General features: G+C 68.9%; 21 protein-coding genes and 1 tRNA gene. 10 read left to right on the top strand and 12 right to left on the bottom strand.

All coding sequences use genetic code 11. The features are described from left to right. Nucleotides 1-137 precede the first annotated feature (137 nt). Nucleotides 138-524: a VOC family protein gene (locus ABZX37_RS26275; protein ID WP_354743785.1), complete on the top strand. Its 387-nt coding sequence runs from the start codon at nt 138-140 to the stop codon at nt 522-524. A 66-nt stretch (nt 525-590) separates the two neighbouring features. Here the strand turns inward: ABZX37_RS26275 and ABZX37_RS26270 are convergent, their stop codons facing one another. The 7 genes from ABZX37_RS26270 to ABZX37_RS26240 all read right to left on the bottom strand — a co-directional run bounded on the left by ABZX37_RS26270 (nt 591) and on the right by ABZX37_RS26240 (nt 6,414). Beyond that, nucleotides 591-1,493: an MBL fold metallo-hydrolase gene (locus tag ABZX37_RS26270; RefSeq protein ID WP_354743783.1), complete on the bottom strand. Its 903-nt coding sequence runs from the start codon at nt 1,491-1,493 to the stop codon at nt 591-593. Then, the gene (locus tag ABZX37_RS26265) at nt 1,468-2,694 is read right to left on the bottom strand and encodes an MFS transporter (RefSeq protein WP_354743781.1); all 1,227 of its coding nucleotides are present in this window, start codon (nt 2,692-2,694) and stop codon (nt 1,468-1,470) included. The genes ABZX37_RS26270 and ABZX37_RS26265 overlap by 26 nt, the downstream gene beginning before the upstream one ends. Beyond that, the gene (locus ABZX37_RS26260) at nt 2,691-3,947 is read right to left on the bottom strand and encodes a carboxylesterase family protein (protein ID WP_354743779.1); all 1,257 of its coding nucleotides are present in this window, start codon (nt 3,945-3,947) and stop codon (nt 2,691-2,693) included. The genes ABZX37_RS26265 and ABZX37_RS26260 overlap by 4 nt, the downstream gene beginning before the upstream one ends. Nucleotides 3,948-4,062: 115 nt before the next feature. Then, nucleotides 4,063-4,260 (bottom strand): hypothetical protein, encoded by a 198-nt coding sequence (locus ABZX37_RS26255; RefSeq protein WP_354743777.1) that lies wholly within the window; start codon nt 4,258-4,260, stop codon nt 4,063-4,065. 7 nt (nt 4,261-4,267) lie between these two features. Further along, nucleotides 4,268-4,810: a sigma-70 family RNA polymerase sigma factor gene (locus tag ABZX37_RS26250; protein ID WP_354743775.1), complete on the bottom strand. Its 543-nt coding sequence runs from the start codon at nt 4,808-4,810 to the stop codon at nt 4,268-4,270. A gap of 6 nt (nt 4,811-4,816) precedes the next feature. After that, nucleotides 4,817-5,008: a ferredoxin gene (locus ABZX37_RS26245; RefSeq protein ID WP_354743773.1), complete on the bottom strand. Its 192-nt coding sequence runs from the start codon at nt 5,006-5,008 to the stop codon at nt 4,817-4,819. Further along, entirely contained in the window at nt 5,008-6,414 is a 1,407-nt protein-coding gene (locus tag ABZX37_RS26240; RefSeq protein WP_354743771.1) for a fatty acid desaturase, read from the bottom strand. Before ABZX37_RS26240 ends, ABZX37_RS26245 begins: the two co-directional genes overlap by 1 nt. A gap of 127 nt (nt 6,415-6,541) precedes the next feature. Between ABZX37_RS26240 and ABZX37_RS26235 the strand changes: the two genes are divergently transcribed. From ABZX37_RS26235 to ABZX37_RS26200, 8 genes are all read left to right on the top strand, one after another. Next, on the top strand, nt 6,542-7,783 hold the full coding sequence (locus ABZX37_RS26235) for a helix-turn-helix domain-containing protein (protein WP_354743769.1): 1,242 nt from the start codon (nt 6,542-6,544) through the stop codon (nt 7,781-7,783). A gap of 154 nt (nt 7,784-7,937) precedes the next feature. Further along, nucleotides 7,938-9,095, top strand: coding sequence for an FAD-dependent oxidoreductase (locus tag ABZX37_RS26230; protein ID WP_354743767.1), 1,158 nt, complete (start codon nt 7,938-7,940; stop codon nt 9,093-9,095). A 17-nt stretch (nt 9,096-9,112) separates the two neighbouring features. Next, on the top strand, nt 9,113-10,816 hold the full coding sequence (locus ABZX37_RS26225) for a GMC family oxidoreductase (protein WP_354743765.1): 1,704 nt from the start codon (nt 9,113-9,115) through the stop codon (nt 10,814-10,816). A gap of 771 nt (nt 10,817-11,587) precedes the next feature. Continuing rightward, a complete protein-coding gene (locus tag ABZX37_RS26220) occupies nt 11,588-11,725 on the top strand; it encodes a hypothetical protein (protein ID WP_354743763.1) in 138 nt (45 codons plus the stop codon). A 107-nt stretch (nt 11,726-11,832) separates the two neighbouring features. Then, entirely contained in the window at nt 11,833-13,671 is a 1,839-nt protein-coding gene (locus ABZX37_RS26215; RefSeq protein WP_354743761.1) for an asparagine synthase-related protein, read from the top strand. Then, complete coding sequence (locus tag ABZX37_RS26210) at nt 13,655-13,909, top strand: lasso peptide biosynthesis PqqD family chaperone (RefSeq protein WP_354743759.1); 255 nt, start codon at nt 13,655-13,657, stop codon at nt 13,907-13,909. The genes ABZX37_RS26215 and ABZX37_RS26210 overlap by 17 nt, the downstream gene beginning before the upstream one ends. After that, the gene (locus ABZX37_RS26205; protein ID WP_354743757.1) at nt 13,906-14,340 is read left to right on the top strand and encodes a lasso peptide biosynthesis B2 protein; all 435 of its coding nucleotides are present in this window, start codon (nt 13,906-13,908) and stop codon (nt 14,338-14,340) included. Before ABZX37_RS26210 ends, ABZX37_RS26205 begins: the two co-directional genes overlap by 4 nt. Then, nucleotides 14,337-16,043: an ABC transporter ATP-binding protein gene (locus ABZX37_RS26200; RefSeq protein WP_354743755.1), complete on the top strand. Its 1,707-nt coding sequence runs from the start codon at nt 14,337-14,339 to the stop codon at nt 16,041-16,043. Before ABZX37_RS26205 ends, ABZX37_RS26200 begins: the two co-directional genes overlap by 4 nt. A gap of 605 nt (nt 16,044-16,648) precedes the next feature. Here the strand turns inward: ABZX37_RS26200 and ABZX37_RS26195 are convergent. The 3 genes from ABZX37_RS26195 to ABZX37_RS26185 form a co-directional block, all read right to left on the bottom strand. Continuing rightward, a tRNA-Leu gene (locus ABZX37_RS26195) sits at nt 16,649-16,722 on the bottom strand. A gap of 85 nt (nt 16,723-16,807) precedes the next feature. After that, complete coding sequence (locus tag ABZX37_RS26190) at nt 16,808-18,136, bottom strand: NAD(P)/FAD-dependent oxidoreductase (RefSeq protein ID WP_043836597.1); 1,329 nt, start codon at nt 18,134-18,136, stop codon at nt 16,808-16,810. An 84-nt stretch (nt 18,137-18,220) separates the two neighbouring features. Further along, nucleotides 18,221-18,904 carry a uracil-DNA glycosylase gene (locus ABZX37_RS26185; RefSeq protein WP_354743753.1) on the bottom strand — a complete coding sequence of 228 codons (684 nt, stop codon included), beginning with the start codon at nt 18,902-18,904 and terminating at the stop codon, nt 18,221-18,223. Nucleotides 18,905-18,957: 53 nt separating this feature from the next. Here ABZX37_RS26185 and ABZX37_RS26180 point away from each other — a divergent pair, with 53 nt between their 5' ends. After that, on the top strand, nt 18,958-20,448 hold the full coding sequence (locus ABZX37_RS26180; protein ID WP_354743751.1) for a peptidase S10: 1,491 nt from the start codon (nt 18,958-18,960) through the stop codon (nt 20,446-20,448). Between the two features lie 40 nt (nt 20,449-20,488). Here the strand turns inward: ABZX37_RS26180 and ABZX37_RS26175 are convergent, their stop codons facing one another. Both ABZX37_RS26175 and ABZX37_RS26170 read right to left on the bottom strand, forming a co-directional pair. Beyond that, entirely contained in the window at nt 20,489-21,091 is a 603-nt protein-coding gene (locus tag ABZX37_RS26175) for a response regulator transcription factor (RefSeq protein WP_354743749.1), read from the bottom strand. Further along, complete coding sequence (locus ABZX37_RS26170) at nt 21,088-22,227, bottom strand: histidine kinase (RefSeq protein WP_354743747.1); 1,140 nt, start codon at nt 22,225-22,227, stop codon at nt 21,088-21,090. The genes ABZX37_RS26175 and ABZX37_RS26170 overlap by 4 nt, the downstream gene beginning before the upstream one ends. Nucleotides 22,228-22,338: the final 111 nt, after the last annotated feature.

The raw sequence follows: 22,338 nt of genomic DNA, 5'->3' as shown, positions 1-22,338 counted from the left end.
CTCGCTGCTGGCGACCCTAGGAGGTTTCCCGGGCAAGACGTTCGTGCGCGCGGACGAATCCGGGGCGGCAGATCTATCCGCGCGCACAAACCGGAATCCGCTGGGCCGGGGTGCGCGCGGGCCCTAAGCTCGCGCGCATGGCCTGCCGGATCACCGAACTCGTCCTCGACTGCGCCGACCCGCGACGGATGGGCGATTTCTGGTGCGAAGTCCTCGGCTACGTCGAACTCGGCTGGGACGGAGAGGACTTGGAGATCGGCCCTCCCGAGGCTGGTTTCGGCGGCCCGCAGCCGACGTTGATCCTCAGCCGCAGCACTGATCCGAAACCGGCCAAACTGCCGCTGCACCTGGACGTGAACCCGACCGACCGGGACCAGGACGCGGAACTGGAACGCCTGCTGGCGGCCGGGGCGCGGCCCGCCGACGTCGGGCAGACCGGGGAGGAGTCGTGGCACGTGCTTGCGGACCCGGAGGGGAACGTGTTCTGCCTGCTCCGCCGCCGAGTCGACCCCTTCCCCGGGTGACCTTCCGTGAGGGGAACCCTGAGGGAATCTGATTCCCCTAGGGTTCCCCTCACGGACTTTGGCCAGCTACGCCAGCCACGCCCGGTAGCGGAACTGCCCGGTCCGAAGCAGGTCGGCGGCGAACTCGAAGACAAACCCAGACTCGCCACGCCGCACTCGACCGGCGGACGGCTCGGGGAAATGCGTCGGGATCAGAACTGAACCGCTCGCCTCCGCTTCCGCAAGCAGGCGGCGGCGCACGTCCGCAGCGGCTCCCGGATCAACGCAGTACCTCGTGCTCAGCTCCGGATGCCGAACCTGCACCCCGTGATGCATCGTGTCCCCGGCCAGCAGGACAGTCCCCGCACTGCCGCGCACCCGCACGCACACATTCCCCGGCGTATGCCCAGCAGCGGGAACCAGCGAAGCATGCTTGCCCACCACCGCATCCGGAGCAACGAAGCGCAACTGCCCGGCCCGCTCGATCGGCAGCACGCTGTCGGCCAGGTAATCACCAGTCCGGCGCATGGCCTCCCCGCCAGCCTCGCTCGACCAATACCGGAACTCCTCCTCGACCACGAAATGCCGCGCGTCCGGGAAAACCGGTTCCAGCTGGGCAGTAGCCGCCCCGACGTGATCGGTGTGCAGATGCGTGAACACCACCGCATCAACGTCCGAAGGCCGCAGCCCGGTCGCGAGGAACTGCTGCATCCACCGATCCGGCAACTGGTCGAACTCCGCGCGCCGACGGTCCTTCCCCGCCCCGACGCACGCGTCCACCACCAGCACCTCGTCGGCAGAGCAGACGAGGAACGACTGGATGACGAAGACCAGCTTCCCCGCCGCCCGGTCGAACCACGGCTCCCGCGCGTACCATTCGTCGAGGTCGGGCTCGAGTCCCGGGAAGAACTCCCCGGGCTCGATCAGCAGCCGGTCGTCCTCGATCAGCGGAACGACCGCGACGTCACCGAGATCGAACCAGTGCGCCATCGCGCTCCCTCCTTGCCTGCGACCGCACCCGGCTCAACCCGACCGCGCAAGCGATTGCCACCAGCACCGGAACGGCGGTAGCCAGGACGATCGTCTGCGCCGACAACGCCAGCGCGAGCAGCAATCCCGCAACCCCCGGCCCCACGATCGACCCGATCCGCCCGAGCGCCGCGGCCCAGCCGACGCCGGTGGTGCGAGTGCTCGCGGGATAGATCGAGACCGCGAGGGTCAGCTGGCCGATCTGCCCGGCCGTAACCCCGAAACCGGCCCCGGCCAGCAGCAGGAACAGCACAGTCTCGCCGACCGGCACCGTCGCGACGAGGACCATGCACACCGCGCCGATGGCAGGCATCAGGATCAGCGCACGCGCGATACCGATCCGCGCGGCCAACGGGATGAGCACCAGGCCGCCCGCGATACCGCCGAGGGTGAGGAACGCGAGTCCCAGCGGGGCCTTCCCTGCGGCGAAGCCATACCCGGTGAGAAGAGTCGGAACCCAGGAGATCAGCACGTACGCGGTGATGAAGATGAGGAACGAGAACGCCCAGATGAGCGAGGTCGGCAGCCGCAGTCCCTGGCCGAACAGCCTGCTCACCTTGGCTTCTTGCTTCGCCGTGCTCGCGACCGCGGGCTCGCGAGTCGGCAGCACCATCGCCATGACCGCGGCCAGCACCAACGGAGCCAGCCCGGCGACGTAGAAGACCCCGGCAGAACCGACGCTGTGCAGCAGCTTGCCACCGAAGAACCCGCCGAGGCTGCTCCCGGAAGCGAGGCCGAGGGTCACCGCCACGGAGACCAGCTCCCGACGCCCCTCCGCGCTGTGTTTCGTCGCGAGCGAGACCCCGGCGGGCAGTACGAGCCCGAGCCCGAGGCCGGTCACCAGGCGGGTCGCGGCGAAGACCGGCATGGATTTCAAGTGCAGGATCGCCGCGGTCAGCACCGTCGCGCCCGCGAAGATCAGGACTCCGGTGAGCACGACGGACCGCGCCTTCATCCGAGCGCCGACGTAACCCGCCGCCAGATATCCCACGACGACGCCGATGTTGGTCAGCACCAACGGCAAGGTGAAAGCGGCGGGAGCGGAACCCCATTCGTGCGACAGCGTCGGGATGGTGAACGACAGGGCGGCGGTGTCGAAACCGTCGAGGAGAACAGCGAGGAAGCAGAGAATGACGACGGGCCAATGGATACTCTTGCTCATGGCGTGTTCTCCAGTGTCTGAGGGGAATTCCCGATCCGGAAGCCGCTGCGCGGTCCCGGCGAACCCGACCGTGCGAATTCGGTCCACCACAAGCGCATCTGGGCACCGAGACGTTCGACGTCGGCCCAGCTCGTGTCGCCCAGCATCGGGCTCTCCCGCCAGGATTCCGGGGTACCCAGCAGGAAAGGCAGTTCCAGGCAATGGATCGCGCCGTAGCCGCCGATTTCCGGAGTCCAGGCGAACTCGTAGGAGTACGCGCCGTACCGCTGCGCCAAGTCACGTGCCGGACGACCGAAAAGCGGCTCGGTCTGGTCCACGATCGCCTGCCGGATCTCGGCGTCCCGCACACCGATCGCGAACGCCTCGCACTCCTGCGTGGTATATCCGATCATCAAGTCCGGCAACGGATCGGACAGCCGGATGTCGAGGCCGACGATCCCGAACGGCGGCCGGGTCGACGTCGGGTCCTTCGCCGCGTTCCACCGGAGAGTCTGCCGTTGCGCGGCAAGCAGCTGGTCGACGGAAGCGGCAACCGGATCTCCGCCGACCGCGTCGGCGAAATAGCGGCCGATCTCCAGTGCTTTCGCGCGATCCTGGATGATCGCAGGATCCGGAGAACTCTGGACGATCGCCCGCCGGACGAGCGGACGGCTGTCCGGTTTGGACAGCAAGGCGAGCGCCGAAAGCGCGCCCGCGGACTGTCCGAACACGGTGACATTGCCCGGGTCGCCGCCGAAAGCCGCGATGTTGTCGCGCACCCATTCGAGCGCGAGCGTCTGGTCCGCCAAGCCTAGATTGCCCTCGCTGACGCCGTCGTGGACCAGGTAGCCGAACGCGCCCAGCCGATAGTTGACCGACACCACGACCACGTCGCCGTCCGCCGCGAGCCGCCTGCCGTCGTACCAGGGAAGCGTGCCGCCGCCGCTCAGGAAACCGCCGCCGTGCAGCCACACGAGCACCGGGCGCGACCCGGTCAGCGCCGGTGTCGCGACGGCGAGGTGAAGGCAGTCCTCCGACTGTGGCGGTTCATCCCGCGGCGGCCCCATCGCGGCCTCCAGCCGAGAGCCGAGCTGTGGGCAGATCGGGCCCGGCAGCGTGGCGTCGACCGCCTCGGCATGCGGCGGAACCGGTCGCGGCGGCTGGAATCGCTCAGCCGTCCCGTACCGCACGCCGCGGAAACGCAGGACGCCGTCGTCGACGCCGATGACCGGACCGGACGGCGGCTGAGCAGTGACAGGCTGGCATTCGGTCATCGCGGCTCTCCTTTGAGCGGGTGTCCGGCACCTTCGACCCGCAGTCAGGCTAAGAAAGTCCGGAATGCCTGACCAATGCTCTTTGCCGCCCGAGACATGCTTGCCCGGCTATATCTCACCGCGAAACGCGACTCCCCGCCTCGGCCGGTTCAGCGCGCACCACCCGACGCGCGGGCTCGACCCGCTTGCCGCCGCCGGAGAAGATATCCGCGAGCTTCCCGATCGCCATCCCCAGCAGCGGAAGCCAGATCGGGCACAGCATCAGGACCAGCAGCGGCCCCATGATCTTGAAAATCTCCAGGAATCCGTGCATAACAGCGTCACGCCTTCTCGGTCTCGGCCAGCAGCGTCGCGAGCGTGCGCACCGCGCGGTGCTGCAGCGCCCGGACGCTGTTGGGGTTCTTGTTCATCGTTTCGGCGACCTCGGCGACGGAAAGCCCGGCGAAAAACCGCAATCGCACGCATTCGCGCTGCGGTTCGCTGAGGCCGGCCAGGCACCGCCGGAGCGCGGCGGCTTCGATCCGGGCGAGTGCGAGCCGGTCGGCTCCGCCCCGGACGTCCGGCCCGTCGTGGTCTTTCCCGTCGAGGAGTTCACGCCGGTAGCGGGCCGATTTGCGGTGGTCGCGCAGCAGGTTGTCGGCGATGGTGTACAGCCAGCCGGTGAACGAGCCGACGTCCGGGCGGAAGTCCGGCAGTTTCCGCCACGCGCGCAGGAACGCCTCGCTCGTCAGGTCTTCGGCGACGGTCGCCGTCGGCACCCGCATCCGCAGGTAGCGGAAGATCGGCGACGCGTGTTCCTGGTAGATGACGGCGAACGCGGCCTGGTCGCCAGACCGCGCTCGCCCCAGCAGCTCCGTCTCCACCGGGCCTCAACCCTGCAGCCGCAACGCGGCGACCGGGCACGCCCGCACCGCCGCGTCGACGAACTGCCGGTCCTCTTCGGGCGGGGTTTCGTCGAGGACCTGCACCACTCCGTCGTCCCCGACCTCGAAGAACTGGTCGGCCATCGCCTCGCACATGCCGAGGCCCTCGCAGGTGCCGTGGTCCGCGACGATCTTCATTACGCCGCCTCCCGCACCACGGGCACGAAGTCGACCTTGTCGCGCACGCCGCAATCGGGGCACGTCCAGTCGTCCGGGATCTCCGACCACGCCGTCCCAGCGGCGAAGCCCTCCAGCTCGTTGCCTTCCGCGACGCGGTAGACGTAGCCGCAGCCGGGGCACCGCGCGGCGTCCACGTCGTCGGCCAGCTTCGACCGGGTGTCCGCGGCGGGTTCCTCTTCGGCAGCGGCGACGACCGGGTACTTCTTCAGCAGCGACGGCAGTTTGCCCGGCTGCACGTTCGCCTGCCGGATGTCGCCGTCGAAATGCCGATAGACCCGCGGATCCATCACCTTGCGGAACCACGCCGGGACCAAAGCGACGACCATCATCCCGGTGTAGCCGGTCGGCAGAACGGGGCTTTCCTTGAAGTCGCGCAAGGTCTGGAACCGGCGCGTGGGGTTCGCGTGGTGATCGCTGTGCCGCTGCAAGTGGTAGAGCAGCACATTCGTCGCGACATTGTTGGAATTCCACGAATGCGCCGGAGTAACCCGCTCGTACCGCGTCTTCGTACCAGTGGTGACCTGCTTGCGCAGCATCCCGTAGTGCTCCATGTAATTCACGATTTCCAGCAGCGAGAACCCGAACACCGCCTGCACCACCAGATACGGCAGGATCCCGACGCCCAGCCAGGCGACCAGCCCGCCCCACAGCACGACGCTCATCAGCCACGCGTTGAGCACGTCATTGCCGAGGTGGAACGGATGGCTTTGCTTGCGGGCATAGCGGTTCCGCTCGACACCCCAGGCACTGCGCAGCGAACCGAAGACCGTACGCGGCCAGAACCGGTAGAAGCTCTCGCCCATCCGGCTCGACGCCGGGTCCTCCGGAGTGGCGACGCGGACGTGGTGCCCGCGGTTGTGCTCGATGTAGAAATGCCCGTAGAAACACTGTGCCAGCGCGATTTTCGCCGCCCAGCGCTCAGTGCTTTCCCGCTTGTGCCCGAGTTCGTGCGCGGTGTTGATCCCGATGCCGGCGACCGTGCCCAGCGTGATCGCGAGGCCGATCTTGCCGCCGACGGACAGATCGCCTTGCGCGAGCATCCACGCGCCCACAATGAAACCGGCGTATTGCAACGGCAGGAAGAGATAAGTGATCCAGCGGTAGTAGCGGTCCTCCTCGAGCGCCTCCATCACCTCGTCCGGCGGATTGGTGTGGTCGTATCCGGCGACGAGGTCGATCAGCGGCACGAGGACGAGCACGACGAGCGGTCCGAGCCACAGCACGGCGCCGGACCCGGTCGCGGCGTGCAGCCCGATCGCGGCGAACGGCAGCAGCGGCACCACCAGCCCGAGCAGCCACAAGTGCCGCTTCCGGTCGTGCCAGGCGGTCTCGCCGTGAGCTCCGGCGAGGCGGTACTTCTTCATGGCGGCCTCCACGCGGTCTGTCGTTTTCCTGAAGGTAGGAATTCGCGGGCGGCGGGACACTGTGCGCGAAACCGAAACGCTCGGCTGCGTTGGGTCTCGGGCACGAACCGGGCGTACGGTGCTGCCTGTGACGTCGACGGCTGCCGCCACGCTGGCCAAGGTCGCGGACTCGGTCCTGGCCGAGCTCGCGCTGCTCTGCGCGCGAATCGCGGAGGAGATCTCCGCCGAACTGCCCTCGCTCGCGCCCGACGCGCAGGCCGCTGAGCTGCTGGACAGCACGGTCCGGGAAAACCTGGTCGCCGCGCTGGGCGTGCTGGGCGGCGCGACGGAGCCGGTGGACGTCGGGGCGCCGCCGGTCGCGTTGGAGTTCGCGCGGCGGCTGGCCCAGCGGCGGGTGCCGATCACCGCGATGCTGCGCGCGTACCGCCTGGGCCAGGCGGCCTTCCAGCAGGAGATGATCGCCCGCATCGCCGCCGAGCCGGTGGAGGCCGCGGACGTCGCGGTCGCCGCCACCGAGCTGTCGCAGGTCGCCTTCACCTACATCGACAAGATCTCCGAAGAGGTCGTCGAGGCCTACCAGCTGGAACGCGACACCTGGCTGCGCCACCGCAACGCGGCCCGGCTCGCGAAGGTGCAGGCAGCGCTGTCCGGCAAGCCCGTCGACACCGCCGACGTCGAGAAAACCCTCGGCTACGCGTTGTCGGACCGGCACGTCGGCGCGGTGCTGTGGTGCGGCCCTGAGCTGGACGAAAGCGCCCGGCTGACCACCCTCGAACGGCACGCGGCGCTGCTCGCGAACGCCCTCGGCACGACGCCGCTGGTCGTGGCCCCGGACGCCTCGACCGTCTGGGCCTGGTTCCCGGCCTCGACGCTCGACCTCGACGCGGTGTCCGCCGCGCTCGCCGGCTCACCCGACCCGGTCCGCGTCGCGCTGGGCGACCCGGCGAGCGGACTGGCCGGTTTCCGCACCACCCACCAGCAGGCCCGGCAAGCCGAAGCCGTGGCGCAGATGACCGAGCGCAGCCAGCCGCGGCCGGTCACCGCGGCGGCGCAGCTCGGGCCGTTGGCGCTGGTCGCGGCCGATCCGTCGGCGGTCGCGGGCTGGGTCCAGTCGGTGCTCGGCGCGCTGGCCGACGACGACGAGGGGCACCGCCGGATGCGCGAGACGGTGTGGGCGTATCTGTCCAGCGGGAGCAGCCTGATGGTCGCCGCGCAGGAGCTGCACCTGCACAAGAACACCATCCAGTACCGGCTCCGCAAGGCCGAGCAGGAACGCGGCCGTCCGCTGTCCGAGGGGCGGATCGACGTCGAGGTGGCGCTGTTGGCGTGCCGCCTGCTGGGTCCCGCCGTGCTCCGGCCGGTCGACTGAATTTGTGCTCCGGGACCAGTCGGGTCCGCACCTCCCGGTCCGCGGACCGATGCTCGCGCCCCGCCTCGTTGGAAGACTTCAGGCCGACGTCGCCGGACGGTGCCCAATCGCCGTCCGGCGGCGTTCCCAGACCCTCAAGGCCGAGGACGGAGCCATGCGCGAGGCAGGACTGGTAGTCGTCGGAGCGGCGCTGGCCGGACTGCGTGCCGCCACCGCCGCCCGCCGGACCGGATACGACGGCCCGGTCACGCTCGTCGGAGCCGAACCGCATCTGCCGTATGACCGGCCGCCGCTGTCGAAGGCTTTCCTGGCCGATCCGGACTACGCGACGCCTACGCTGGCCGACGCCGATGCTCTCTCGTCGCTGGGCATCGACCTCCGGCTCGGCGAACCGGCGACCGGGTTGTCGGTTTCGGACCGTGAAGTCCTTATTGGACCGTCCACAGTGCCCTTCGATTCGCTGATCATCGCCACCGGCTGCGCCCCCGTCGCGTTGCCGTTCGGCGGACACACTCTCCGCACCCTGGACGACGCCCGCGCGATCCGCGCCCGCATCCCGACCACCGAGCGGGCCGTCATCATCGGCGGGGGTTTCATCGGTGCGGAAATCGCTTCCGCTCTGCGCAAACGCGGCGCGGCGGTCACCATCGTCGAAGCCGCCGACGTTCCTCTCGTCCGCGCCGTCGGCTCAGAAATGGCCTCCGTACTCGCCGACCTGCACCGCCGCAATGGTGTCGATCTGCGTTGCGGCACAACCGTTCAGGCGATCGACTCAGATACGGTCACGCTGTCCGACGGCAGTGTCCTCGACGCCGACCTGGTGATCGTCGGCATCGGCGCCCGCCCGGCCGTCGGCTGGCTCGCCGACAGCGGCCTGCCACTCGACGACGGCGTGCTCTGCGACGAAACCCTCTGCGCCGCACCAGGAATCTACGCTGCCGGAGACGCGGCCCGCTGGCACAACCCGCTGTTCTCGACGACGATGCGGCTGGAGAACTGGACCTCCGCCGCAGCCCAAGCCGAAGCCGCCGCCCGCAACGCCGTCGGTCCGACCGCGACCCCGTTCTCGACGGTGCCGTACTTCTGGTCCGACTGGTACGGCAACCGGATCCAGATGGTCGGCGTCGTGACCGACGACGTCACCCTGCTCGGCTGCCCCGGCGACGAATCCTGGCTCGCCCTCTACCGCGCGGGCGACCGGCTGGCCGGCGCGCTGGCGCTCAACCAGCCCGGCCGGATCATGAAGTACCGCAACCGGATCACGCGTCGCGCCGCCTGGCAGGACGCACTCGAGTTCGCCACCGCGCGCTGACGCCTGCGAGGACAACAATGAATGACACCACCCGCGAAGAGACCGACGTCCTCGTGATCGGCTCCGGTTTCGGCGGTTCCGTGAGCGCGCTGCGGCTGTCCGAAAAGGGCTACCGCGTCACCGTGCTGGAAGCCGGACCACGCCGTACCGAAGAGACGCTGCCCAAAACCTCCTGGGACGTCCGGAATTTCCTCTGGGCACCGCGCCTTGGCTGCTACGGAATCCAGCGCATCCACCTGCTCCGCGACGTCGTCATCCTCGGCGGCGCGGGCGTCGGCGGCGGTTCCCTCAACTACGCCAACACCCTCTACGAACCGCCCGCACCGTTTTTCGCGGACCCGCAGTGGGCGCACGTCACCGACTGGCAAGCCGAACTGAAACCGCACTACGACCAGGCCCGCCGGATGCTCGGCGTCACCCAGAACCCCACCGTCACCACTGCGGACGAGGTGCTCCGGGAAGTCGCCGACGACCTGGGCGTCGGCTCGTCCTTCCAGCTCACCCCGGTCGGCGTTTTCTTCGGCGACAAGGACACTCCCGCCGGAAGCGTCGTGCCGGACCCGTTCTTCGGCGGCGCCGGGCCAGCCCGCCGAACCTGCACCGAATGCGGGTCCTGTATGACCGGTTGCCGCGTCGGAGCCAAAAACACCTTGGACCGCAACTACCTCTACCTGGCCGAACAACGCGGCGCGAACGTCATCCCGATGACCACAGTGCTCGACGTGCGCCCCGCGGACGGCGGCTACGTCGTCACCGCTGTCCGCACGGGAAAGTCGCCCCGCCGCCGCAAAAACACGCGGACCTTCTTCGCCCGCGACGTCATCTTCAGCGCAGGCACCTACAACACGCAAAAACTACTCCACCGAGCCCGCGAAACCGGTGCGCTGCCCCGGCTTTCCGCCAGCCTCGGCCGACTGACCCGGACGAACTCGGAATCCATTCTCGGCGCGAAATCGAAACGCAAGGACGTCGACTTCACCCACGGCGTCGCGATCACCTCGTCCATCCACCCCGACGCGCACACGCACATCGAACCGTGCCGCTACGGCAAGGGCAGCAATGCGATGTCACTGCTGCAAACCGCGCTCACCGACGGCGGAAAGCCCGTCCCACGCTGGCTCACCTGGCTCGGCGCCTTCGCCCGAAACCCGCGCAACCTCACCTGGTTCTCGCCGCGCCGCTGGTCCGAACGCACCATCATCCTGCTGGTGATGCAAACACTCGACAATTCCATCACCGTATCCGGCAAACGCACCCGCACCGGACGGCACAAACTGACGTCCGCACCCGGCCACGGCGAGCCGAATCCCACGTGGATCCCCGCCGGAAACGACGCCGCCCGCCGCGTCGCGGACAAAATCGACGGCATCGCGGGCGGCACCACCGGCGAGATCCTGAACATCCCGATGACCGCCCATTTCATCGGCGGCTGCGCGATCTCCGACGATCCGGCGGGCGGCGTCCTCGACCCGTACCAGCGCGTCCACGGCCACCCCGGCCTGCACGTCGTCGACGGTTCGGCGATCTCGGCGAACCTGGGCGTCAACCCTTCCCTGACGATCACCGCCCAAGCCGAACGCGCGATGTCCCTCTGGCCCAACCACGGCGAGGAAGACCGACGGCCTCCGCTCGGCGCGCCGTACCGACGCATCGACCCGGTAGCCCCGCGCCATCCCGCGGTCCCGGCCAGCGCTCCCGGCGCACTCGCGCTCCCCGCATGAGTTCGACCGGCCGCCAAAGGCGGCGGAGCCGTCGAAGGCGATTTCGACGCCGTTCAGACCAGACCTTCTGAAAACAATTCGGCAAGCGTTCATCGCACCCTGGTCGCCCGTACTAATTCTTCCACCGAAGTGTCTGCCCACTTATATCCGCCGCCAGCACTCCCGCTGACGTAAACCGCGTGGCACGCCGCCGCCGAGAGCAGCTGCCAGCAGGTCGAACCGGACGACCGGCCTCCAGCGGGCAAGATGCACCGCGCCTCATGTATTTGATGAAAAACAAAAGCGGCCACTGGTCACCGACGGCAGATCTCGCCACAGTTCCAACGCGGCAACGCCGTCGGCCCAACTGATTCGACTGAACGCACGAGTGCCGGGGCAAGGCGCTCCTGCTAGCGTCTTCAACGCGGGGTACTCCGCGCAGAACGAAAGTTCATTAGCGATCGCTATTCAACCCATAAGAAATGCTTTTCGAAAGAGCGAGTTGAGGAGGACTGGTTTTTGTGAAGACTCTTCCCGAGCGCTATCAGGCACCTGATGCCTCGTCTGTCGGCTGCTTCGCGACCGACACCCGCCGGCACCGCCGCGGCCCGCGTGACGGCCGCCGTCGCTCGCGTCGTCGTCGCTGAGCAAGCGAACCCCGCGGGCGACACCTGGTGCCCGCTGAGCTGAGCTGACGTGGCTGGAGGCCTGGTCAACCGGTCTTCAGCCACGTTCGTCGGCCCGTCGTTCACCGGAAAGGCAGAGGACCGGAAAGGCAGAGGACTGGTTTCCGTGCAGACTGTGACGCTTGCCGAACGCTACCAAGCCCCCGAGGCAGCTTCCGTCGGCTGCTTCGCGACCGACACCCGCCGCATCCTGGTCGGCGGCCCGCGCGACAGCCGCCGTCGCTTCCGTCGTCGTCGTCGCTGACCAAGCAGTCCCCCGCGGGGACAGCCAGCCGTGGCTGAAGGCCGAGTCAACCGGCTTTCAGCCACCTTCGTCATCCCGTCGTTCACTCGATCCAGACCGGTGGTCCGATGAACGCAGTGTCGAGCAGTCTTGTCGTCCTCCCGGATTCGCCGGGCGGAGCCGCGCTGCTGCCGAGAGTCCCTTACCAGCGACCGAGCGTCCTGTTCCATTCTTCCGGGCGGCCGTGGCTGGCAGGCCGCTGGGAGCCCGGCGACATCCGGGTGGCGATCGCGGGCCGGGCCCGCGTCGCCGTGTTCGGGTTCTGCCCGATGCCGGTCGAACGGCTGACCGCCCGCACCGCATGCCTGCGCACCGCCGCTGACGCGGACGCGCTCGCCAGGGTGTTGCCCGGCAGCGCGCACCTCATCGCCTCGGTGAACGGGCAAGTCCGGCTGCAGGGCACCCTGACGAACCTGCGCCGGGCCTTCCATACCCGGGTCGGCCCCACCGCGATCGCGGGCACCCGCGCCGACCTGCTGGCCGAGATGACCGGCGCGGGCGTTGACGAGGATCTCCTCGCCGCGCACCTGACCCAGATGCAGCTGCTGCCGCCGCTGATCGAGCAAAGCTGGTGGCGCACAGTGCATTCCGTGCCGCCGGATTCCTACGTCGCGCTCGCCGAGGACGGAACCGCGCGCACGGTCCGCTGGTGGCGCCCGCCGGAACCGGTCCTGCCGATCCGCAAGGGCGCTCCGGCCGTGCGCACCGCGCTGCGCGAGGCGGTCGCGGACCGGCGGCCGGCCACCGGCAGGCTGTCGGCGGATCTGTCCGGCGGGATGGACTCCACCACGCTGTGCTTCCTCGCCGCCGAGCACACCCCCGACCTGCTCACTTTCCGGTGTACCGAAGGAAGCGTCGTCAACGACGATCCATACTTCGCCGCCGAGGCGGCCCGGCTGCTCCCCCGCGCCGAACACCTCGACCTGCTCGGCGACGACGCGCCCGCGTTGTTCGCACCGCCCTACTCGACGGCCGATCTGGAAGCGCCGTGGGCGACGACCAGAGGCCTGAACAGCTCCGCCCACGGCATCCGCCTGCTCGCCGAACGCGGCACGGGCCTGCACCTGGCCGGGTACGGCGGGGACGAGGTCTTCAGCGCCTCGCCCGGCTATCTGCACACCCTGATCCGCCGTCGCCCGATCACCGGCCTGCGGCATCTCCGGGTCTACCGCGCTCTCGGCCGCTGGCCGTGGCGGCGCACCCTGGCCGGCCTCGCGAGCAGGCAAAGCTGGGGCGACTGGTGGCGGGAGTCCGCGGACCACCTCACCGATCCGCTGCCGCGGCGCGGAACGCCGGAACTGGGCTGGGCCGACGTGGTCCGGGCCTCGCCGTGGGCCACCGGCGACGCGCTCGCGACGACCCGCCGGATGCTGTACGAAATCGCCGGCGAGGCCACGCCGCTGGCGGCCGATCGCGGCCAGCACGAGGCGCTGACCAGCCTGCGGGCCGCGGGACCGCTGTCCCAGCAGGTTCAGCGCGAGTACGCCGACCACGGCGTGCCGCTCGAACTCCCGTACCTGGACGACCGGGTCGTCGAGGCCGCGCTCGCGGTCCGGACGGCCGACCGGTTCACGCCGTGGCGGTACAAACCGCTGCTCGCCGACGCGATGCGGGGGCTCGTCCCGGACTTCATCCTCGACCGCACCACCAAGGGCGACTACCAGGACGACGACGACGCCGAGGCCCACCGCCACGTGCCCGACCTGCTCGGCTACTTCGCCGATTCGGCACTGGCCGCGCGCGGCCTGCTCGATCTCGACGCCCTCCGGGCCGCCCTGCTCGAGCCGCGGCTGGACGACGAGATGGAAGCGCATCTGGAAACCGCGCTGGGCTGCGAGATGTGGCTGCGCGCGATCGCCGAGGCCCGGCCAGCGACCGACCGGAGGACCCATGCACCTGCACCCTGACACCGCGCTCACCGACACGCCCGACGGCTCGGTCCTGCTCAACCGGCGCACCGGACGCTATTGGCAGGTCAACCGGACCGGCACGCACACCCTCGACCGCTTGCTGGCGGGCGAATCCGCCGACCGGATCGCCGCCGACCTCGCCGCGCGGTACGACATCGACGCCGCCCGGGTCCGCGCCGACATCGCCAAGATGACCGACAACCTGCTCGCCGCCGGATTGGTCGAATCGCCGTGAGCCAGCCGTCCGTGGTACCGCGCCGAATTCGCCTTCCCCTGCACCGAAAGCTGCTGCCGCTGCTCACCGTCGGCGTCGCCACCGTGCTGATCTGGCTGTCTCCCAAGCACCTCTGCGCGATCCTGGAATTCGCCCGCCGAGGCGCCCGGCCCGCCACCTTCGACCAAGCCCGCGACGCGCGTCGAGCAGTAGTCGCGATCAGCCTGCGCTGCGCGGGCGACGGCTGCCTGCTCCGCTCCGTCGCCACCGCACTGCTGTGCCGGGCGCACGGCACCTGGCCGACCTGGCGCACCGGCGTGCGCACGCAACCGTTCAGCGCCCACGCGTGGATCGAAGCCGACGGCCAGGTCGTCGACGAAATCCATCCGGCGGGCTATTTCGCCCCGCTGCTGACCGTCGCCCCATTGACTGCCGAGGACAAGGCCGAATGACCGTCACCGCCCCCGAGACCAGTCCGCCGGCCGCCGAGGAACACGTCCGGACCCGGGTCGGCCTTCGTCATCTGTTCGCCACCACCCGCGGGCACCGCAAGAACATCGCCGTCGCGCTCCTGTTCACCCTCGTCGGCGCCGGATTGGGTCTGCTGCAACCAGTTCTGGCCATGGACACCATCGACGCCGTCGGGGCGGGCGGTGCGGTCGGCTGGCTGCTGGTCGCGCTGATCGCCGTGTTCGTCGCCGAAGCCGTCACGGACACCATCGGCCGCTACTGGCTGGAACGCTCGGGCGAAGGCGTCGTGCTGGGCCTGCGAGTCCGCCTGGTCAGCCATTTGCTGCGGCTGCCCATGCGGCTGTACGACAAACACCGGATCGGCGACCTGCTCTCCCGGACCACCGCCGACACGACCCTGCTGCGCGACACCCTCGCCTACGACCTGGTCGAAATGCTGACCGGCAGCTTCGTAGTCGTCGGCGGCGCCGTCGCGATGATCTGGCTGAGCCCGCTGCTGTTCGGCATCGTGGCGGTGATCGTCGGCGGCGTCGGCGGCGTCACGCTGTTTGTGCTGGCGCGCATCCGAAACGCCACCGAAAACGCGCAAGACAATCTAGGCCTGATGTCCGCCGAATTGGAACGAGCCCTCAGCGCCATCCGCACCATCCGCGCCACCCGCGCGGAAGACCGGGAAACCGACCGCATCGGCCACTACGCCCGCACCACCTATCAAGACAACGTCCGAGCCGCGCGGTTGAATTCCATCGCGGCCCCCGCGGTAACCCTTTCCGCCCACGGCGCCCTCATCGCGGTCTTGGTCGCCGGCGGGATCCAGGTCGCCAACGGCGGCCTCACCCTGTCCGAACTCGTCGCTTTCCTGCTCTACGTCAGCTACATCGCCGTCCCGAGCGCCGGCCTGTTCGAACTGGCCGCCACCATCCAAAAAGGACTGGCCGCGTTCCAGCGGGTCCACGACATGACCCAGCTCCCCACCGAAACCGACCACACGCCCCTCTCGCGCACCTCCGTGGCTTCCGCCCCGGTACTGGAATTGCGCGACGTCTGGTTCAGCTACCACCCCGACAGCCCAGTACTGCGCGGCGTCTCCTTCACCGTGCCGCACCGGGGCCACGTCGCCTTGGTCGGCCCTTCCGGAGCCGGAAAGTCCACCATTCTCGCGCTGATCGAGCGTTTCTACGAACCGGATCGCGGAACCATTCTGTTCAACGGACACCAGCCGTCCATCGCCGAATGCCGCCAGCGAATCGGCCTGGTAGAACAAACAACCCCGATCCTGCACGGCACTCTGCGCGACAACGTCACCTACGCCGCTCCCGACGCGACCGACGAGCAAATCCGCGACGTACTGGAGAAAACCAACCTGATCGAGTTCGTCGACCGCCTCCCCGCTGGCCTGGAAACCCCCGCAGGCGAACACGGCGGCATGCTTTCCGGCGGCCAACGCCAACGACTGGCCATCGCCCGAGCCCTGCTGGCCCGGCCCGAACTGCTGCTCCTGGACGAACCAACGTCCCAACTGGACGCGGCGAACGAAGCCGCTTTCGCGCGGACGCTGGATCAGGTCGCCGGGGAGTGCGCGCTGCTGGTGATCGCCCACCGTCCGGCGACGGTGCGCCGGGCGCGGACGGTGATCGCGTTGGAGCACGGGCGGATCAGCACTGACGTGGGCCTCGTTCCTTAGCCGGGTTTTCGCCCTGACACAGTCACCGGGACACGAACGGCCCGATTACCCTGATCGGCTGCTTGCCGCCGCGTTCGGCCACCGGCAGAGGCTCTTGCCGTTCTGGTCCCGCTGGCAACCGGCTGCGCCAGCAGGTTCGCCCCAGGTCCACCAGTCCGGCACCGGTCCGGTAACCGAACAAGCAGCGTCCCTCGCCAGGAATCACCGGCTGGGCCCGACCGGCTTCGACAAGCTCACCCTCGGCATGCCCCTCGCCAAGGCGATGGCCACCGGGCAGATCCGCGAGAACCGTGACTCGGGAGGGTCGGCTGCGAGACCGGAACAACCCACGACGTCGTCTGGATCTCCGACACTGTCGGAGTCGTCAAGAACGCCTACCCCGACGTCGAGGTCGAAACCGAAGCCGACCTGGGCAGCGGCCAAATCGAGATGACAACCACTACCGTGCGCCAATCCCGGGCAACCCTGACGCGGCCTACCGGATCTTCGTCGACCGCGACGGCCCGGGTGGACTCCCTGCTGCGCGTCACCGCCAAACCGAAACCCGAGTGCGAGATCGGCTACTCCCACTGACGAACCGAGGCTCAATCCACCCGCTCAAACGGTGCCCCCGACGGGGTTCGAACCCGCACTGGGTCGATTTTAAGTCGACTGCCTCTGCCAATTGGGCTACGGGGGCCCACCCACCCTAGCGAACCCGCCCCAAGACACGACAAAGCCGGGCCGCCCGAAGACGACCCGGCTTCATCAAGACCAAGCGAGACTCAGCCCTTGCTGGCCCGGTTGAACTCTTCCTTCGGGTTGTTGATCTGCCCCAGCGAGATGACCTCACGCCGGAACAACCCGCCCAGCATCCAGTCGAACAGGATGCGGATCTTGCGGTTCCACGTCGGCATCGCCTTGAGGTGGTAGGCGCGGTGGAACAGCCACGCGGGGAAGCCCTTGATCTTCAGGTTCAGCGCGTCCGCCACACCCTTGTGCAGGCCGAGGCTCGCGACCGCGCCCAGGTTCTTGTGGAAGTAGTCCTTCGGCTGTCCGCCGCGGATCACCTTGATGATGTTCTTCGCCAGCAGGCGGGCCTGGCGGACCGCGTGCTGGGCGTTCGGCGGGCAAGTCGCGGTCGGGTCCTGCTCGGTGCGCGACAGGTCCGGGATGGCCGCGTTGTCGCCCGCGGTCCACACGTCCGGGTGGCCGACCACCTGCATCGCCGCGGTGGCCTCGACGCGGCCGCGCTTGTCGAGCGGCAGGTCCGAGCCCGCGAGGACCGGGTTGGCCTTCACGCCCGCGGTCCAGATGATCGTGTCGGTGTCGAACTCGGTGCCGTCCGAGAGCACCACGTGGCCGTTTTCGAACGACTTCGCCGCGGTCGACAGGTAGACCTCGATGCCGCGCTTCTCCAGCTGCTGCACCGTGTACACACCCAGCGTCTCGCGCACCTCGGGCAGGATCCGCCCGGCCGCCTCGACCATCACCCAGCGGATGTCCGCCGGCTTGATGTTCGGGTAGTAGTTCTCGACCGCGAAGCGGGTCATGTCCTCGAGCTCGGCCAGCGCCTCGATGCCCGCGAACCCGCCGCCGACCACGGTGAACGTGAGCAGGCGCTTGCGCAGCTCGGGGTCGAGCGTGCTGGCGGCCTCGTCCAGCTTGGTCATGATGTGGTTGCGCAGGTAGATCGCTTCGCCGATGGTCTTGAAGGCGATGCCCTCCTCGGCGAGGCCGGGGATCGGCAGGATCCGCGCGACGGCGCCGAGCGCGACCACGAGCACGTCGTAGTTCAGCGTCTCGATGTGGCCGTCGGCCGCCTCGACCGTGACGGCCTTGCGCTCGTTCTCGATCTTCGTGACCCGCGCGGTCAGCACGTGGCAGCGCTTCAGCACGCGGCGCAGCGGCACGACCACGTGCCGCGGCTCGATCGCGCCGGCCGCCGCCTCGGGCAGGAACGGGGCATAGGTCATGTGCGGCTGCGGGTCAACGACGGTCACGGAGGCCTCGTTGGCACGCAGCATCTTCTGAAGCCCGTACGCGGTGTACAGGCCGACGTATCCACCACCGAGGACGAGGATCCGAGTCGGTTCCGACTTCGCAGCAGCCATGTACCTATAGTCGCACTTCCAAAGCGGCTCCGCTCGGGTACCCCACCCCGCTGTGACCAGCATCGCCACGCTGGTTGTCACGATTCAGATGAGCCCGGCCGCCGAGGCTGCGGCGGTGAACGCGGTCACCACCATGGGCTGTGTCACACGACCGGTCTGGACATTGCGCGGTGACACGTGGTAGCAGCCGAACACCGCTAGGTCGCCGAGCTGCGTCCGGGCGCCGTGCGCGAAGGCCGGCCGCGGTTTCGGCACCGGCCAGCCCGCGGCGGACAGCACGGGCAGCAACGCCTGCCAGCCGAACGCCCCGAGCACGACGATCGCGCGCAGGGTCGGCCGCAGCAGGTCCAGTTCGTCGGCCAGCCAGTGCCGGCAGGTGTCCCGCTCACCGGGGGTCGGCCGGTTCTCCGGCGGTGCGCAGCGGACCGGCGAGACGAGCCGGGTGCCGCGCAGCGTGAGCCCGTCGCCGATGGCCGCGGACACCGGCTGCGACGCGAGACCGACCTCGTACAGCACGCGGAAGAGGAAGTCGCCGGACGGATCGCCGGTGAACATCCGCCCGGTGCGGTTGGCCCCGTGCGCGGACGGCGCGAGCCCGACCACGGCCAGCGCGGCGTCTTCCGCACCGAAACCGGGAACTGGCCGCGCCCAATAACGCTCGCCCGCGAACGCGGCCTTCGTCCCGGCCACGCTTTCGCGCCATTCGACCAGCCGCGAACAGGCCCGGCACTGCACCAGCTGCGCGTCGAGGCCGGCGAACGTGCGCATCGATCTCCTCCGCGTTGGTGTGCTGCCACGGTAACGCGGGATAGGTTGGGGCCATGGCCGACACCACCGCGGACGAGACCGCCGAGAAGACCAAGGACGAGGAGACGAAGGCGGCCGAGCCCGTCGACGACCTCGTCACGACGCAGCACACCCTCACCGTCAAGCGGCGCAAGCTCGCCTACACCGCCCAGACCGGCCGGATCGTGCTCCGCCAAGAGGTCAAGAAGGACGGCAAGTCCGAGGGCCACCAGGCCAAGGCCGAGGTTTTCCTCACCGCCTACACCCTCGACGACGCGGACCCCGGCTCGCGGCCGGTCACCTTCGCCTTCAACGGCGGCCCCGGTTCCTCCAGCATCTGGCTCCACATGGGCCTGCTCGGGCCGCGCCGCGTGCTGTCCGGCGACGTCGACGACCCGGTGCCGCCGCCGTACGGGCTCGAGGACAACCCGGAAAGCCTGCTCGCGCACAGCGACCTGGTGTTCATCGACCCGGTCCAGACCGGCTACTCGCGGGTGACCGAGGGCGGCGAATCCCAGCCGTACACCGGGTTCCAGGGCGACGTCGAATCGATCGCGGAGATCATCCGGCTGTGGGTTTCGCGCAACGAGCGCTGGCTGTCGCCGAAGTTCCTCGCCGGAGAGTCGTACGGCACGCTGCGCGCCGCCGCGCTGGCCGGGCACCTGCAGGAACGCTACGGCCTGTACCTCAACGGCTTGATGCTCATCTCGTCCGTTCTTGACCTCGGCACGCTGCGCTTCCACGAGGGCAACGACCTGCCGTACTCGCTGTTCCTGCCCACGTACGCGGCGATCGCGCACTACCACGGGCGCCACGGCGACCGTCCGCTCGACGACGTGCTCGCCGACGCCGAGGACTTCGCCGCGAAGGAACTGCCGTGGGCGCTTTCCCGCGGCGCGCGGCTGTCCGCTCAGGACCGTACCGAGGCGGTGCAGACGCTCGCGTCGCTCACCGGCCTCAGCGAGTCCTATGTGGACCGGGTGAACCTGCGGATCGAGCACATCCGGTTCTTCACCGAGCTGCTGCGCGACCAGGGAAAGACCGTCGGCCGGATGGACGGCCGGTTCACCACGTGGGAGCCGGACGGCGGCGTCGAGCACATGAGCGACGACCCGTCGGTGTCGCGGATCATCGGCGCTTACTCGGCCGGGTTCAACCACTACGTGCGCGCTGAACTGGGCTACGAGAACGACCTGCCGTACGAGATCCTGTCGACCGACGTGTTCAAGGCCTGGTCGTACAAGGAGTTCGAGGGCCGTTCGGTGTCCGTTGTGGACACCTTGAGCGCGGCGATGCGGTCGAACCCGCATCTGCAGGTCCACGTCGCCTTCGGACATTACGACGGCGCGACGGCGTACCACGCGTCCGAGTACGTGCTCTCGCAGCTGAAGATCCCGGAGGAACTGCGGGAAAACATCGATACGGCTTACTACCCGGCCGGGCACATGATGTACGTGCACGAACCGTCGCGGGTGCAGCAGTCGAAGGACCTGGGCAAGTTCGTGAAGAAGGCGTCCAACCGCTGACCTCGTGAGTGCCTATCGCGGTTCTCACCGCGATAGGCACTCACAACCAGTCGTGCTCCCGGGCGTACCGCGCCGCCTCGTGCCGGGTCCGCGTCTGCGTCTTCTGCATCGCGTTCGACAGGTAGTTCCGCACAGTCCCCTCCGCCAAATGCAACTGCGCCGCGATATCGGCGACCGAATACCCCTCCCGCGTCGCCCGCAGCACGTCGATCTCCCGCACGGTCAACGGACAGTCGTCCACCACCGCGAGCGCCGAGACATCCGGGTCGATCCAGCGTTTGCCCTCGTCCAGCGTCCGGATCACCGACGCGATGTGCGCCGGTTCCGCTGATTTGCTCACGAATCCCTGCACGCCGAGCTTCAACGCCTTGCGCAGCACTCCCGGCCGCGCGTGCCGGGTCAGCATCAGGATCACCTGTTCCGGCCGTTCCCGCCGGATCCGCGCGACCGCGCCCAGTCCGTCCACATTGGGCATTTCCAGGTCGATCACCAGGACATCCGGCCGATGCTCCATAGTGGCCCGTACCGCCGCCTCGCCGTCTTCCGCCTCGGCGAGCACGGTTATCTCGCCTTCCATCGGCAGCAACGCGGCCATCGCCTTGCGGAGCAGAGCTTCGTCGTCAGCAAGCACCACCGTCGTCATCGCGACACCTTCTCCGGGAAGGCCGCCGCCGTCACGAACCGGCCGTCCTTCTGCTCTACCGTCAATTCTCCGCCCTGATCAGCCAGTCGATCCGCCAATGTGGACAGTCCACTCAGCACCGGCGCGGCACCGTCCGCGACGCCGTCGTTGACGATGCTGATCCCCGCTTCGGTCAAGGTGATCCGCACCTGCCGGGCTTGCGCGTGCCGGAGGATGTTCGTGGTGGTCTCGCGCAGCACCTGGCCGAGCAGCTCGTCCACTCCCGAGCGGACCACCGCCTGCCGATCGATCCGCACGTGGATTCCCGCTGCCTCGAAGAGGTTCTTCGCGTTCTCCAGCTCCGCGGACAGATTGAGCCGCCGCTGGGCGTAAGCGAGTTCCTTGGTCTGGACGATGGTGTCGCCGACCAGGGTGTGCACCTCGCGCAATTCTTCCTGGGCCCGTTCGAGGTCCCGGTGCAGCAGCTTCTCCGCGAGCGCGACCTTCAGCTTCACCACGTGCAGCGTGTGCCCCTGGATGTCGTGCAGTTCGCTGGCGAACCGGACGCGTTCCCGGACCACCGCCAGCTCCGCCTCCTTCTCCCGCGACTCCTCGAGCTCCGCGACGAGGTCGTAGAGCCGCTGGCTGGCGAACATCAACAGCGTTGACAGCGCCGAGCCGACCGCCGGAGTCACCACATAGCCCAGCACTCGCGCGCCGAGATGGTCTTGGTGCAGCAGCAAATTGGTCGAGCCGATCGCGCCGGTCAGCACGGCGAAGCCGACCAGCGCGGCGAACCGGTGCCGCGGCAGCGGCGGGATGAGGAACGACCCGACCATGCTCAGCCCGTAGAACGCCATGGCGCAGTTGCTCAGCGCACCGGCGAACCAGACGAACGCGGTGAGCACCAGGCTCGGGCGCGCGGTGCGGATGAAGTCGCCCGCGGTCCAGCGTTCGGCGGTGGCGGTCGCGGCCAGCAGCCCGATCACCTGGATGACGACGTGCCACCAGGTCTTCGAAGAGAAGACCACCAGCAGCACCCCGACGAGCAGCAGCGGCGGCATCACCGTCATGAGATTGAGCCGGCGCAGCCGGTCCTGGACCGCGTCGCCGGACCAGGACATCCGGCGGGGCCGCGGCGGACGGGTCTCGGTCATGGTGCTCCAGGTTCGGCCGGGCGGTTCGGCCCCAGCATGCCGCAGCCGCCGATGCCCCACCAGTGACGCAGCGTCATGTCTTCGGCTGACGTGGCCGCACTACTCCGGACC

This window comes from Amycolatopsis sp. NPDC004079 (assembly GCF_040610415.1).
GTDB lineage: Bacteria > Actinomycetota > Actinomycetes > Mycobacteriales > Pseudonocardiaceae > Amycolatopsis > Amycolatopsis halotolerans.
This window is presented reverse-complemented; position numbering and strand designations above follow the sequence as displayed.

Excerpts from the sequence above, each read along its gene's own strand:
- ABZX37_RS26225 (WP_354743765.1), top strand. The coding sequence starts at position 9,113 with ATGAATGACACCACCCGCGAAGAGACCGACGTCCTCGTGATCGGCTCC.
- ABZX37_RS26255 (WP_354743777.1), bottom strand. The coding sequence starts at position 4,260 with ATGCACGGATTCCTGGAGATTTTCAAGATCATGGGGCCGCTGCTGGTC.
- ABZX37_RS26210 (WP_354743759.1), top strand. The coding sequence starts at position 13,655 with ATGCACCTGCACCCTGACACCGCGCTCACCGACACGCCCGACGGCTCG.
- ABZX37_RS26270 (WP_354743783.1), bottom strand. The coding sequence starts at position 1,493 with ATGGCGCACTGGTTCGATCTCGGTGACGTCGCGGTCGTTCCGCTGATC.
- ABZX37_RS26170 (WP_354743747.1), bottom strand. The coding sequence starts at position 22,227 with ATGACCGAGACCCGTCCGCCGCGGCCCCGCCGGATGTCCTGGTCCGGC.
- ABZX37_RS26240 (WP_354743771.1), bottom strand. The coding sequence starts at position 6,414 with ATGAAGAAGTACCGCCTCGCCGGAGCTCACGGCGAGACCGCCTGGCAC.
- ABZX37_RS26260 (WP_354743779.1), bottom strand. The coding sequence starts at position 3,947 with ATGACCGAATGCCAGCCTGTCACTGCTCAGCCGCCGTCCGGTCCGGTC.
- ABZX37_RS26200 (WP_354743755.1), top strand. The coding sequence starts at position 14,337 with ATGACCGTCACCGCCCCCGAGACCAGTCCGCCGGCCGCCGAGGAACAC.
- ABZX37_RS26190 (WP_043836597.1), bottom strand. The coding sequence starts at position 18,136 with ATGGCTGCTGCGAAGTCGGAACCGACTCGGATCCTCGTCCTCGGTGGT.
- ABZX37_RS26245 (WP_354743773.1), bottom strand. The coding sequence starts at position 5,008 with ATGAAGATCGTCGCGGACCACGGCACCTGCGAGGGCCTCGGCATGTGC.
- ABZX37_RS26275 (WP_354743785.1), top strand. The coding sequence starts at position 138 with ATGGCCTGCCGGATCACCGAACTCGTCCTCGACTGCGCCGACCCGCGA.
- ABZX37_RS26185 (WP_354743753.1), bottom strand. The coding sequence starts at position 18,904 with ATGCGCACGTTCGCCGGCCTCGACGCGCAGCTGGTGCAGTGCCGGGCC.
- ABZX37_RS26230 (WP_354743767.1), top strand. The coding sequence starts at position 7,938 with ATGCGCGAGGCAGGACTGGTAGTCGTCGGAGCGGCGCTGGCCGGACTG.
- ABZX37_RS26180 (WP_354743751.1), top strand. The coding sequence starts at position 18,958 with ATGGCCGACACCACCGCGGACGAGACCGCCGAGAAGACCAAGGACGAG.
- ABZX37_RS26175 (WP_354743749.1), bottom strand. The coding sequence starts at position 21,091 with ATGACGACGGTGGTGCTTGCTGACGACGAAGCTCTGCTCCGCAAGGCG.
- ABZX37_RS26215 (WP_354743761.1), top strand. The coding sequence starts at position 11,833 with ATGAACGCAGTGTCGAGCAGTCTTGTCGTCCTCCCGGATTCGCCGGGC.
- ABZX37_RS26265 (WP_354743781.1), bottom strand. The coding sequence starts at position 2,694 with ATGAGCAAGAGTATCCATTGGCCCGTCGTCATTCTCTGCTTCCTCGCT.